Raw genomic sequence first — 12,170 nt, 5'->3', positions numbered from 1 at the left:
GTGGGTGGGGGGGGGGTGGGGGGGGGGGGGGGGTGGGTGGGGGGGGGGGGGGGGGGGGGGGGGCGTTGGTGTTCGCCGCGATAGCCCCCCCAACAACAAAAAAAAAAACACCCCCCCGCCCCCCGCCCACCCCCCCCCACCCCCCCGCGCGCGCACCCGACCCCCGGGGCCCCACCTGTCGTTGACACTGGTCGATACGTTTTTTTCTCATCTGCTCAGTCATAGTCGGCGCTGGCCCCGGGGGATTTGCGCAAGGATATTTTTCGATTGAGCAATATCGTTCCGACGAGCGTCTACAGTAGGACATAAGGGTCGGCGCGACTGCGGATCGCGCAAAGGTCTGGTCGCCGACTATAAGAAGAGGGGGTGGGTGCAATTGTCCTTCGGCATTCCCCGTGAAAAACGCAGGAAACAGCGGGCTTTGAGCGGTACGACCCGGACACTGGCAAATATTGCTGGCCGACGTACGGCACTTTTTGGCGCTCGGGCTAGTCTTAGCGTGGATCGCGGTGACGGACGTCACTTCACCTGTCTACGCTATCCTTGTGCGAGACTCACGCAGGAATCCAGCGCAATATGAATGTCCTGATCGTTGATGACGAACCACTCGCTCGCGAGCGCCTCAGCCGAATGGTGAGCGAGCTCGAGGGTTATACAGTTCTGGAGCCCAGCGCCACGAATGGCGAGGAGGCGTTGGCACTGATCGACAGCCACAAGCCGGATATCGTGCTGCTCGATATCCGCATGCCAGGCCTCGATGGCCTGCAGGTTGCTGCCCGTCTGTGCGAACGAGAAACGCCGCCCGCCGTGGTGTTTTGCACCAGCCCCGATGAATTTGCCGTGGAAGCCCTGCAGGCCAGCGCCGTGGGCTATGTGGTGAAACCCGTGCGAACCGAACATCTGCATGACGCCCTGAAACGGGCGGAACGCCCCAACCGGGCGCAACTCTCGGCCCTGACCCGTCCCGCTGCCGAAAGCGGCACCGGCCCGCGCAGCCACATCAGCGCGCGTACTCGCAAAGGCATCGAACTGATCCCGCTGGATCAGGTGGTCTATTTCATTGCCGACCACAAATACGTGACCTTGCGCCACGAGGCCGGCGAAGTGCTGCTCGACGAGCCACTCAAGGCCCTTGAAGACGAATTCGGCGAGCGTTTCGTGCGTATCCACCGCAACGCGCTGGTCGCGCGTGACCGCATCGAGCGCCTGCAACGCACGCCGCTGGGGCATTTCCAGCTGTTCCTCAAAGGTCTCAATGGTGATGCGCTGATCGTCAGCCGTCGGCATGTGGCCGGTGTGCGCAAAATGATGCAGGGCCTGTAACCCGGTCATTCCGGGCGGCTCCAGCTCCTTTTTACCGGGCATTGCAGGCCAGGGAGGCCGCGCCGACTCTGATTCAAGTCAAAGTGGATTTGGCTGAGCTGTTATTATCCGCCGTATCTATTCAGTACGGATTGATCCATGTCCTCTCGCGAAATCCGCATCGCCACCCGTAAAAGTGCGCTGGCCCTCTGGCAGGCCGAATACGTCAAAGCCCGTCTGGAAGCGGCCCATCCGGGCTTGCTGGTGACGCTGGTGCCCATGGTCAGTCGCGGCGACAAGCTGCTCGATTCGCCGCTGTCGAAAATCGGCGGCAAGGGCCTGTTCGTCAAGGAACTGGAAACCGCGCTGCTGGAAAATCAAGCCGACATCGCCGTGCATTCGATGAAAGACGTGCCGATGGACTTCCCTGAAGGCCTCGGTCTGTTTTGCATTTGCGAACGCGAAGACCCGCGCGACGCTTTCGTTTCCAATACCTATGACAGCCTTGAAGCGTTGCCTGCCGGCAGCATCGTCGGCACCTCGAGTCTGCGTCGTCAGGCGCAACTGCTGACCCGTCGCCCGGATCTTGAGATCCGCTTCCTGCGCGGTAACGTCAATACGCGTCTGGCCAAACTTGATGCTGGCGAGTACGACGCGATCATCCTCGCGGCGGCTGGTCTGATCCGCCTCGGTTTCGAAGAGCGCATCACTTCGGCGATCAGCGTCGACGACAGTTTGCCGGCCGGTGGCCAGGGCGCAGTCGGTATTGAATGCCGCAGCGCCGACACGCAAATCCACGCCTTGCTCGCGCCGCTGCATCACGCCGATACCTCGTCGCGCGTGACCGCCGAGCGTGCCCTCAACAAACATCTGAATGGCGGCTGCCAAGTGCCGATCGCCTGCTACGCCGTGCTTGAAGGCGAGCAGTTGTGGCTGCGTGGTCTGGTCGGTGAACCGAGCGGCGGCAAACTGCTCAGTGCCGAAGCTCGTGCTCCGCGCGCCGATGCCGAAGCGCTGGGCGTGAAAGTCGCTGAAGACCTGCTCAGCCAAGGTGCGGACGACATTCTCAAAGCGGTCTACGGCGAGGCAGGTCACGAGTGACCGGTTGGCGCCTGCTGCTGACGCGCTCTGCGGACGATTGTGCGGCGCTGGCCGAGACGTTGGCGGCGCAGGGCGTTTTCAGTAGTTGTCTGCCGCTTCTGGACATTGTCGCGCTGCCGGTCTCTGACAAGATTCGTCAGGCGATTGCGCAGTTGCCCAATTGCAGCGCGGTAATCGTGGTTAGCAAACCGGCGGCACGCATTGCACTGGAGTTGCTCGACGGCTCGTCTGCGCTGACGATGCCGTGGTTCAGTGTCGGTGCGGCCACCGCGCAGATTCTTCTGGATCGCGGCCTCGATGCGCACTTCCCGTCTGAGGGCGATGACAGTGAAGCGTTGCTGCAATTGCCGCGTCTGCGTGAGGCGGTCAGCCAGCCCGGTGCGCAGGTGTTGATCCTGCGCGGGGAGGGCGGGCGCGAACTGCTTGCCGAGCGCTTGCGTGAGCTAGGTGCTAGTGTCGAGTATCTGGAATTGTATCGACGTGAGCTGCCAGCCTATGCACCGCAAGCGTTACCGCAGCGGATTGCAGCGGAACGCTTGAACGGGCTGGTGGTCAGCAGTGGACAGGGTTTCGAGCACCTGCGTCAGATGGCCGGCGATGCCTGGCCGGCAATTGCGCAGTTGCCGTTGTTTGTGCCAAGCCCAAGAGTCGCCGAGCAGGCACGTGCCGCCGGGGCTCAAACAGTTGTGGATTGCCGCGGCGCGAGTGCCGCGGCTTTGCTGACGGCGTTACGGGAGCATCCCGTACCCGTTTTCTAATGCAAAGGATGGATACGTGAGCGAAACAGCCTTGCCTAAAGATGACGTCCAGCCTGTGATTGATGCCCAGGTTGAAACTCCACCGCCGGCCACAGAGCCGCGCCGAGGCAATGGACTGGCCATCGTCGCCCTGTTGCTCGGCGCTGCCGGGGTCGCCATGGGTGGCTGGGGTGTCTGGCAGGTCCGGCACCTGCAGACCAACACTCAACAGCAGTCCGGGGAAGTGCAGGCGCTGAACGATCAGGCGCAGAGTCTGAAACTCAACGAACAGCGTCTGACCGAACGCCTCGCGCAGTTGCCGAGTGCTGACGAGCTTGCCGAGCGTCAGCGTCTGGTGACCCAACTTCAGGGCGATCAACAACGCCTCAACCAGCGTCTGGAAACCGTCCTCGGTGCCAGCCGCAAGGACTGGCGTTTGGCCGAGGCCGAACATCTGCTGCGTTTGGCCAGCCTGCGCCTCTCGGCCTTGCAGGACATCAGCAGCGCGCAGGCGCTGGTGCAGGGTGCCGACGAAATCCTTCGTGAGCAAAACGATCCCGGCTCTTTCGCCGCTCGCGAGCAAGTGGCGAAAACCCTGGTCGCGTTGCGCAGCACTGCACAGCCGGATCGTACCGGTCTGTTCCTGCGCCTCGGCGCGCTGCGTGACCAGGTCATCGACCTCACCGAGCTGGCGCCGGAATACAAGGATCGCGGCGAATCGCTGCTCGGCCTGACTGCCGACGGTGACGGTGCGAGTCGTTGGGCGCAGTGGTGGGATCAGGTCTCGCGCTACATCCGCATCGATTTCAATGCTGACAAGAATGTGCGGCCACTGCTCGCCGGGCAGAGTCTGAGCCAGGTGCGCCTGGCCCTGAGCCTTTCGCTTGAGCAGGCGCAGTGGGCCGCGCTCAACGGCCAGGCAGCGGTTTACACCCAAGCGCTGGCCGAGGCGCGCGACGTGCTCAAGGGCAACTTCAATCCGGATAATCCGCAAAGCAAAGTGATGCTCGAGCAAGTCGCAGAGCTGAGCAAGGAACCGGTCACGGTCAACACACCTGACATGGCTGGCACCCTGAGTGCGGTGCAGGGCTATCTCGAGCGGCGCAACGTCAACGCCGAAGAATCGGTAAAACCCTTCGCCAAACCTGCCGCCAATGCCGCGCAGGAGGCGACGCCATGAAACGCCTGTATGTGATTGTGTTTTTGGTGATCGCGGCGACGGCGGCGCTGGGCTTTGCCGTGGCGCAACATTCCGGCTACGTGTTGATCGCCTACAAGACCTTCCGTTACGAAGCGAGCCTGTGGGCAACGCTCGCGGTGATTGCGGTGTTGTGGCTGCTGTTCTGGGGCATCAAGACGCTGGTCGAACTGGTCATGACCTCCACCGGTGTGGTCAATCCATGGTCGCGTCGCAACCGCAGTCGTCGTGTGCAAGTGGCCATCGAACACGGCCAACTCGATCTCGCCGAAGGTCGCTGGGCCAGCGCGCAACGGCATTTGTACCGTGCCGCAGAGGCCGAACGCCAACCGCTGCTGTACTACCTCGGCGCGGCACGTGCGGCCAACGAACAGGGCAATTACGAAGAGTGCGATCGCTTGCTGGAACGTGCGCTGGAACGTCAGCCGCAAGCCGAGCTGGCGATTGCCTTGAGTCATGCGCAGTTGCAAACCGACCGCGGTGATACCGACGGTGCGCTGGTGACCCTGCAAGCGATGCACGAGCGCCACCCGCGCAATGCGCAGACCTTGCGTCAGTTGCAGCGTTTGCATCAACAGCGTGGTGAATGGTCGGAGGTGATCCGTCTATTGCCGGAGCTGCGCAAGGACAAAGTCCTGCCCCCCGCAGAGCTGACTGAACTGGAACGCCGGGCCTGGGGTGCAAACCTGTCGCTGGCAGCGCATCGCGAGGAGGATGGCACGGTAGGTCTGCAGTCGCTCAAGCGCGCATGGGAACAGCTCACCTCGGCGCAGCGTCAGGAGCCGCCATTGGTCTTGGCGTATGCCGAACAGTTGCGTCAGTTGGGCGCCCAGGTCGAAGCGGAGGAAGTGCTGCGAACGGCGCTCAAGCGCAAGTACGACAGTCATCTGGCACGTCTTTATGGCCTGGTGCGCGGCAGTGATCCGGCGCGTCAGTTGCAAACGGCCGAAGGCTGGCTCAAGGAGCATCCGGCCGACCCAAGCCTGCTGCTGACCCTGGGCCGTCTGTGCCTGCAAACCAGTTTGTGGGGCAAGGCCCGCGATTATCTGGAAAGCAGCCTGCGCCAGCAGCGCAATCCGGAAGCCTGTGCAGAGCTGGCCCGCCTGCTTGCCCAGCTCGGCGATACTGAACGCAGTAATCAACTGTTTCAGGAGGGTCTTGGCCTGCTCGATGAGCGTCTGCTGGCCGCTCCCCTGCCGGTCCCGGTCCGCGCGTAAAATCACGGGGGAGCGTGCTCCCTCGTGTGCCTGATGACGGAAAAATCCTCGCCAACACGCGTCTTGGGCAACGTCCTACAACGGCCTACATCAATTCCTCTGTTGCCTGTCGGGATTTCCCTACACCTCTGGTGAAGTGTCGGCGGCTGCCTGCCTTGAAAGGCTGACGCGCTTTCCTCTACCGTAACTGCCTGTCTCTACTGTTACGGAAAAGCCATGTCGTTGGCCTGCTCACGCTCCTTGTTTTTTATGGCTTTCACTGCGGGGGCTGTTGCCCTGGGAGCTTCTTATTACCTCGAATACGCGGTTGGCCTGGCCCCATGCAGCCTGTGCCTGGTACAGCGGATGTTCATGACGCTGCTGACCTTCTGCTGTGGTCTGGCGGCGGTGCATGGTCCGCGACGTGTCGGCCTTTCGCTCTACTGGGTGGTTGCGCTTTGCGCGAGCCTCGGTGGCACGACGGCGGCCTGGCGGCAGGTGTTGATGCAAGGCGATTCAGTACTGCAACTGGTCGAATGTTCGCCTGCGCCCGAGACCTTGTTCAGCAGCATGCCCTGGTTGTGCGCGGTACTGCGCATGGTCAGCGGCAGCGCCGACTGTGTGGAAATTTCCTGGACGCTGTTCGATCTGAGCATCCCCGAGTGGAGCTTGCTGTTTTTTGTGGCGATGTCGATTCTGGCGTTTTACCAACTGATACGACTGGTCTGGAACGCTCTGCAACAACCGCTCAGCGGCGAAGCGTCGCACCGCAGGCTGATCAGGGATTAAACACTTGTATGAACTTTATCTCCTGCGTACCTTGAAGCCATAGGCGTGCGGGCATAATCTGGCCCGCACGTGTCATTGGAATTATGTTGCTCGATGACGCTCTGCCCGACCGCCCTCCCGGCTTCAAACCAGAAGAGAGGCGCGGGTGTAGAGCAGCATGACCCACAAGGGAAGAGAGATCGCCATGCTCGAAAGTTGTCAGAATGCTCAGGAACGTTGGGGTGGGGTTCATCTGCTGATCGACCGCTGGTTGCAGGAGCGTGAAGATCTGATCGGCGCCTACGACAAGCTCGGTGCTCAGCCTGAGTCGCTGTCCGAGAGCCGCAAGCCCTTGCAGGAATTCTGCGGCGTGCTGGTTGATTACGTCTCCGCCGGGCACTTCGAAATCTACGAACAGCTGACGGGCGAAGCCAAGGCGTTCAACGACAAGCGTGGCCTGGAACTCGCCGAGACGATCTATCCACGCATCGACGTCATCACCGAGAAGCTGCTCGCGTTCAACGATCTGTGCGATGAAGGCAAATGCGTTGCCGAGAAATTCAAGGAGCTCGGTGGCCTGCTGCACGAGCGTTTCGAACTCGAAGACTGCCTGATTGAAGTGCTGCATACAGCACACAAGGAAGAGGATCCGGTTCAGGCCTGATCTGCTTTTCCACTAAAAACGGTGCGCCCAGGCGCACCGTTTTTTATTGCCTGATCAACTGGTCGCGCCGCGCAATTCCACCTCGAATACCAGCGGCGTGAACGGTGCGATCAGGTCACCGGCACCGTCGGCGCCATAGGCCTGATCCGATGGAATCACCAGGCGCCATTTCGCCCCCACCGGCATGTTCTGCAATGCGGTGCGCCATCCGGCAATCACGCTGTCGAGGTTGAACCACTGCGGCTGAGTGTTTTGATCGAACACCGTGCCGTCAGGCAGACGACCGATGTACAACACCTGCACTTTTCCATCGGGACCGGCCTTGACGCCAGTGCCAGGGGTCAGTTCGGTCAGCAGGATGCCATCGGCCAATTCCTTCACGCCCGGTTTGGCTTTTTCTGCGGTGAGAAAACGCTGTTCGTTTTCCATCGCGGCGTCACTCGACGGCAGTGTTTTCTGTTCGGCATTTTGCGCTTCGTGATCGGCGAGGATCTGTTCGATGCGGGCTTCACTCAGTGCCAGTGGCTTGCCCTGATAGGCTTGCTGCAAGCCTTCGACCAACGCCTGAATCTGCAATTGCGGGACTTCCTGACGCAGCCGTTCACCGAGGCTTGCGCCCAAACTGTAGGCCAGATCGTGAGCGTCATTCGCAGTGGTTTTTTCGTCAGCGTGGGCTGCGGAAAAAATCATGCAGAGGGATAAAAAAAGGTAGCGCGACATGGGCACTCTCCGTCCTGAGATGCGGTGGATTATGCCAGCGCAAACGTCTGCAACGGTGAACTGCTTTTGCCTTCATGCAGAACATTTTCACTTCGTTGCAACGCAACTGTTTCGATACTGTCAACATGACCTAGCGGCGGTAGCAGCAGAGGTCTAGTATGAGCCGCACTCACGTCAGCCAGGAGGTAAACCATGTCGGCCACCAAGAAGCCTGTAAACACTCCGTTGCACTTACTCCAACAACTCTCGGGCAGCCTGCTCGAGCATCTGGAAAACGCTTGCTCGCAAGCCTTGGCTGATGCTGAAAAACTGCTCGCCAAGCTGGAAAAGCAACGCGGCAAGGCGCAAGAAAAACTGCACAAATCCCGCACCAAATTGCAGGACGCAGCTGCCGCCGGTAAAGCCAAGGCACAGACCAAAGCCAAAGGCGCAGTGAAAGAACTCGAAGACCTGCTCGATGCCTTGAAGGATCGTCAGTCCGATACGCGCAGCTACATTCTGCAACTCAAGCGCGACGCTCAGGAAAGCCTGAAACTGGCCCAGGGTGTTGGCCGCGTTCAAGAAGCCGTGGGCAAGGTATTGTCGACTCGCTCGGCCAAACCAGCGGCCGCGCCGGCGAAGAAAGCCGCTGCGAAACCTGCAGCAGCCAAGGCGCCAGCGAAAACTGCAGCGGCCAAGCCAACTGCAAAAACCGCTGCCAAGCCAGCTGCAAAAGCACCGGTGAAAGCGGCTGCCAAACCGGCTGCGAAAACCGCTGCCAAACCTGCCGCGAAAAAACCGGCTGCGGCCAGCGCGGCAAAACCGGCGGCTAAAACCACCGCTGCAAAACCTGCTGCCGCCAAGCCGGCTGCGCGTACTGTCGCTGCCAAACCGGCTGCAAAAACCACTGCTGCCAAAGCTGCTCCGGCGAAAACCGCAGCCACCAAGCCGGCCGCTAAACCCGCTGCCAAAGTTGCGGCAAAACCAGCTGCTAAAACCACCGCTGCGAAACCAGCCGCGAAACCGGCTGTAGCCAAACCTGCTGCAAAAGCTGCGGCAAAACCGGCCGCCAAGCCTGCTGCCAAACCAGCAGTGAAAGCCGCCGCCAAACCGGCAGCCAAACCCGCCGCAAAACCGGCTGCTGCTGCAAAAACAGCAACTGCTGCCGCCAAGCCTGCTGCTGCAAAACCAGCTGCAAAACCTGCCGCCAAACCAGCCGTGAAAAAGCCAGCCGCTGCCAAACCAGCTGCCGCTAAACCGGCTACCGCGCCAGCGGCCAAGCCTGCCGCACCGGCAGCGTCGACTGCGTCAGCGGCACCTGCTGCAGCCGCCACTACCTCGACCCCTTCGGCTGCGCCATCGCCAGCCGCTGCGTCGAGCACCAGCAACAACCCGACCAGCGCTTCCTAAGTGCCGGTTGCCGCGACGCGCAGCACTTGCAGCGCGTCGCGGTTCGGGCTGGCCGCACTGCCGGCCAATCCCTCCAGCCAGGTCGTCGAGCCTGCAGCGTTTCGCGGCCACGCCTGCGCCACGCCCTCAAGCCGTGACAGCAACGCTCGCTCAGCCTCAAGCTCAAGTGATTTGATCTGCTCGCGCATGCCTTTCAGCAGCGCGTCATCCAGCGCCCGCGCCTTCCACTGCATGCGCAGTGTCCGCAGCGGCTGCACCACTTCGATATCCCACGGTTCGGTCAGCGTCTGAAGCTGGCGAGCGCGTCGTTCATCGCACATCACCCCGCGTTGCTCCAGCCACAAACCACACAACAGCAGGCACACATTCGCGCCCGCCGTTTGCAGTTGCAGGCAGGCGTCTTCCACGCCCGGGCGGGCGTAGGTGGCAAGGGAAAAGCTCCACAGGTCAGAGGACATCGTGCTACTCGCGCCAGTTGTGAGCGAAGCTGGTAGACTCCGCCGCCATTATGATCCGACTTCAGAACCTGACTTTACAGCGTGGCCCGCAACGTCTGCTAGAAGACGCCGAGCTGACCCTGCACGCCGGCCACAAAGCTGGCCTCATCGGTGCCAATGGCGCCGGCAAATCGAGCTTGTTCGCCCTGATTCGGGGTGAGCTGCATCCGGATTCGGGTGATTGCTTCCTGCCGGCCGACTGGCGCATCGCCCACATGCGCCAGGAGATCGAGACGCTCGAACGGCTTGCCGTCGACTACGTGCTCGATGGCGACCTGCGTCTACGCGAGGTGCAACGTGACCTCGCGGCCGCCGAAGCCGCGCATGACGGTGCCGCTCAGGCGCGCCTGCACGCCGAACTCGACAGCGCCGACGGTTACACCGCCGATGCGCGGGCGCGCAAGTTGCTTGCCGGTCTCGGTTTCACCAACGAGCAGATGGATCGTCAGGTCGGCGATTTCTCCGGGGGCTGGCGGATGCGCCTGAACCTGGCGCAGGCCTTGATGTGCCCGTCGGACTTGTTGCTGCTCGACGAGCCGACCAACCACTTGGATCTCGACGCGATCATCTGGCTCGAAGAGTGGCTGAAGAGCTACCCGGGCACCTTGCTGCTGATTTCCCACGACCGCGATTTCCTCGACGAAGTCGTCGATCATGTGGCGCACGTCGATCAGCGTAAAATTACCCTGTATCGCGGCGGCTACAGCGCCTTTGAACGCGCCCGTGCCGAGCGTCTGGCCCAGCAGCAACAGGCCTACGAGAAGCAGCAGGCGCAACGTGCGCACATGGAAAGCTACATCGCCCGCTTCAAGGCGCAAGCGACCAAGGCCCGTCAGGCGCAGAGCCGGATCAAGGCACTGGAGCGCATGGAAGAGCTGTCGGCGGCCCACGTCGATTCGCCGTTCGATTTCGTTTTCCGCGAGTCGAGCAAGATCTCCAGTCCGCTGATCGATCTGTCCGATGCGAGCCTGGGTTATGGCGACAAAACCATCCTCGAGAAGGTCAAGCTGCAACTGACCCCGGGTGCGCGGATCGGCCTGCTCGGGCCGAATGGTGCGGGTAAGTCGACGCTGATCAAGAACCTCGCCGGCGAGCTGTCACCGATCGCCGGGCGCCTGACCCGTGGCGAGAACACCGTGGTCGGCTACTTCGCTCAGCACCAGCTCGACTCGCTGGACTCCAAGGCCAGCCCGTTGCTGCACATGCAGCGTCTGGCACCGACCGAACGCGAGCAGACCCTGCGCGACTTCCTCGGTGGTTTCGACTTCCGTGGTGCGCGTATCGATGAGCCGGTGCTGAATTTCTCCGGTGGCGAAAAGGCCCGTCTGGCCCTGGCGTTGATCGCCTGGGAACGGCCGAATCTGTTGCTGCTCGACGAACCGACCAACCACCTCGACCTCGAAATGCGCCTGGCGCTGACCATGGCGCTGCAGGAATTCAGCGGTGCGGTGTTGGTGGTATCTCACGATCGACACTTGCTCAAGAGCACCACCGATAACTTCTACCTGGTCGCTGACGGCAAGGTCGAAGAGTTCGATGGCGACCTCGAAGACTACGCGCGCTGGCTGGTGGAATACCGCCAGCGCAACGCGCCGGTCAGCACCGCTACAGTCAACCCGGACAAGACCGACAAGAAGGCCCAGCGTCAGGCGGCGGCTGCCCTGCGTCAGCAACTCGCACCGCACAAGCGCGAAGCCGACAAGCTCGAAGCCGAACTCGGCAAGCTCCACGAGAAGCTCGCCAAGGTCGATGCCAGCCTTGGCGACAGCGACATCTACGAGCCGGCGCGCAAGAACGAGTTGCGTGACCTGCTGGCCGAACAGGCCAAGCTGAAGGTTCGCGAAGGCGAGCTGGAAGAGGCGTGGATGGAAGCCCTCGAGATATTGGAAAGCATGCAGGCGGAGCTGGAGGCGTTGTCCTGATGGACGCGTTCAAGCTGCCGCTGCCGGCGGAGTGGGTCGAGCCGATCTGGTTCACGGTGCAGATTTTGCTGATTCTGCTGGCCGGTTACCTCACTCAGCGCTTCGTCGCCAAAGGCCTGACCCGCTTGGGTGAGCGCTATCCGTTCCCGCCGCAGTTGCTGATGCCGCTGCGGGGCGTATTGCGCTGGCTGATCATGGGCAGCGCGCTGATCTTTGTCCTTGAACGCCTCGGTGTCTCGGCGACGGTGTTGTGGACGGCGCTGTCGGGCTTCGTTGCGGTGGCTGCGGTCGCGTTCTTTGCGATGTGGAGTGTGCTGTCGAACCTGCTCTGCGCAATTCTGATTTTTACCGTCGGGCCGTTTCGGCTGGGCGATATCGTTGAGCTGGTGGACACCACTGACAAGCCGGGCGTCAAAGGCCGGGTGGTGGCGATCAATCTGCTCTATACCACGTTGATCGAGGCTGAAGAGCTTGGGACTGGCAGCGCGATGGTGCAGGTGCCGAACAGCTTGTTCTTCCAGCGTTCGGTGCGGCGTTGGCGTGGGACGGATGTTTTTCCGTCGAGCGGGTTTGAGAAGTAGATTTTCAAAGCAAGATCAAAAGATCGCAGCCTTCGGCAGCTCCTACAGGGATCGCATTCCCATGTAGGAGCTGCCGAAGGCTGCGATCTTTTGCT

The 12,170-nt window shown here is 61.6% G+C and carries 12 protein-coding genes; 10 read left to right on the top strand and 2 right to left on the bottom strand.

What is annotated here, in order from left to right; translation table 11 throughout:
- The first annotated feature begins 576 nt into the window (after positions 1-576).
- The 7 genes from ACIPZE_RS03985 (at position 577) to ACIPZE_RS03955 (ending at position 6,966) form a co-directional block, all read left to right on the top strand.
- Complete coding sequence (locus ACIPZE_RS03985; protein WP_007911111.1) at positions 577-1,323, top strand: LytTR family DNA-binding domain-containing protein; 747 nt, start codon at positions 577-579, stop codon at positions 1,321-1,323.
- Positions 1,324-1,461: 138 nt separating this feature from the next.
- The gene (gene hemC, locus ACIPZE_RS03980; protein WP_129396026.1) at positions 1,462-2,403 is read left to right on the top strand and encodes a hydroxymethylbilane synthase; all 942 of its coding nucleotides are present in this window, start codon (positions 1,462-1,464) and stop codon (positions 2,401-2,403) included.
- The gene (locus tag ACIPZE_RS03975) at positions 2,400-3,161 is read left to right on the top strand and encodes a uroporphyrinogen-III synthase (RefSeq protein ID WP_283438383.1); all 762 of its coding nucleotides are present in this window, start codon (positions 2,400-2,402) and stop codon (positions 3,159-3,161) included. Before hemC ends, ACIPZE_RS03975 begins: the two co-directional genes overlap by 4 nt.
- Positions 3,162-3,177: 16 nt before the next feature.
- Positions 3,178-4,320, top strand: a complete 1,143-nt coding sequence (locus tag ACIPZE_RS03970; protein ID WP_283438384.1) for a uroporphyrinogen-III C-methyltransferase — start codon at positions 3,178-3,180, stop codon at positions 4,318-4,320.
- Positions 4,317-5,555, top strand: coding sequence for a heme biosynthesis protein HemY (locus ACIPZE_RS03965; RefSeq protein ID WP_283438385.1), 1,239 nt, complete (start codon positions 4,317-4,319; stop codon positions 5,553-5,555). The genes ACIPZE_RS03970 and ACIPZE_RS03965 overlap by 4 nt, the downstream gene beginning before the upstream one ends.
- A 216-nt stretch (positions 5,556-5,771) precedes the next feature.
- Positions 5,772-6,323, top strand: coding sequence for a disulfide bond formation protein B (locus ACIPZE_RS03960; protein ID WP_283438386.1), 552 nt, complete (start codon positions 5,772-5,774; stop codon positions 6,321-6,323).
- A 184-nt stretch (positions 6,324-6,507) separates the two neighbouring features.
- A complete protein-coding gene (locus ACIPZE_RS03955) occupies positions 6,508-6,966 on the top strand; it encodes an Rsd/AlgQ family anti-sigma factor (RefSeq protein ID WP_064116385.1) in 459 nt (152 codons plus the stop codon).
- Positions 6,967-7,020: 54 nt separating this feature from the next.
- Here the strand turns inward: ACIPZE_RS03955 and ACIPZE_RS03950 are convergent, their stop codons facing one another.
- Positions 7,021-7,686: an FKBP-type peptidyl-prolyl cis-trans isomerase gene (locus tag ACIPZE_RS03950; protein ID WP_400771503.1), complete on the bottom strand. Its 666-nt coding sequence runs from the start codon at positions 7,684-7,686 to the stop codon at positions 7,021-7,023.
- Positions 7,687-7,878: 192 nt separating this feature from the next.
- Between ACIPZE_RS03950 and ACIPZE_RS03945 the strand changes: the two genes are divergently transcribed.
- Positions 7,879-9,075, top strand: coding sequence for an AlgP family protein (locus ACIPZE_RS03945; protein WP_400771501.1), 1,197 nt, complete (start codon positions 7,879-7,881; stop codon positions 9,073-9,075).
- On the opposite strand, the gene ACIPZE_RS03940 is transcribed toward ACIPZE_RS03945, so the two are convergent.
- The gene (locus ACIPZE_RS03940) at positions 9,072-9,533 is read right to left on the bottom strand and encodes a TIGR02444 family protein (RefSeq protein ID WP_400771498.1); all 462 of its coding nucleotides are present in this window, start codon (positions 9,531-9,533) and stop codon (positions 9,072-9,074) included. The two genes, ACIPZE_RS03945 and ACIPZE_RS03940, sit on opposite strands and share 4 nt — an antisense overlap.
- 50 nt (positions 9,534-9,583) lie before the next feature.
- Between ACIPZE_RS03940 and ACIPZE_RS03935 the strand changes: the two genes are divergently transcribed.
- Together ACIPZE_RS03935 and ACIPZE_RS03930 are read left to right on the top strand one after the other, a co-directional pair.
- Positions 9,584-11,494, top strand: a complete 1,911-nt coding sequence (locus tag ACIPZE_RS03935; protein ID WP_400771496.1) for an ATP-binding cassette domain-containing protein — start codon at positions 9,584-9,586, stop codon at positions 11,492-11,494.
- The gene (locus ACIPZE_RS03930) at positions 11,494-12,075 is read left to right on the top strand and encodes a mechanosensitive ion channel family protein (RefSeq protein ID WP_283438390.1); all 582 of its coding nucleotides are present in this window, start codon (positions 11,494-11,496) and stop codon (positions 12,073-12,075) included. The genes ACIPZE_RS03935 and ACIPZE_RS03930 overlap by 1 nt, the downstream gene beginning before the upstream one ends.
- Positions 12,076-12,170: the final 95 nt, after the last annotated feature.

Source organism: Pseudomonas sp. NPDC089741, from assembly GCF_044748825.1.
Lineage (GTDB): Bacteria > Pseudomonadota > Gammaproteobacteria > Pseudomonadales > Pseudomonadaceae > Aquipseudomonas > Aquipseudomonas helmanticensis.
This window is presented reverse-complemented; position numbering and strand designations above follow the sequence as displayed.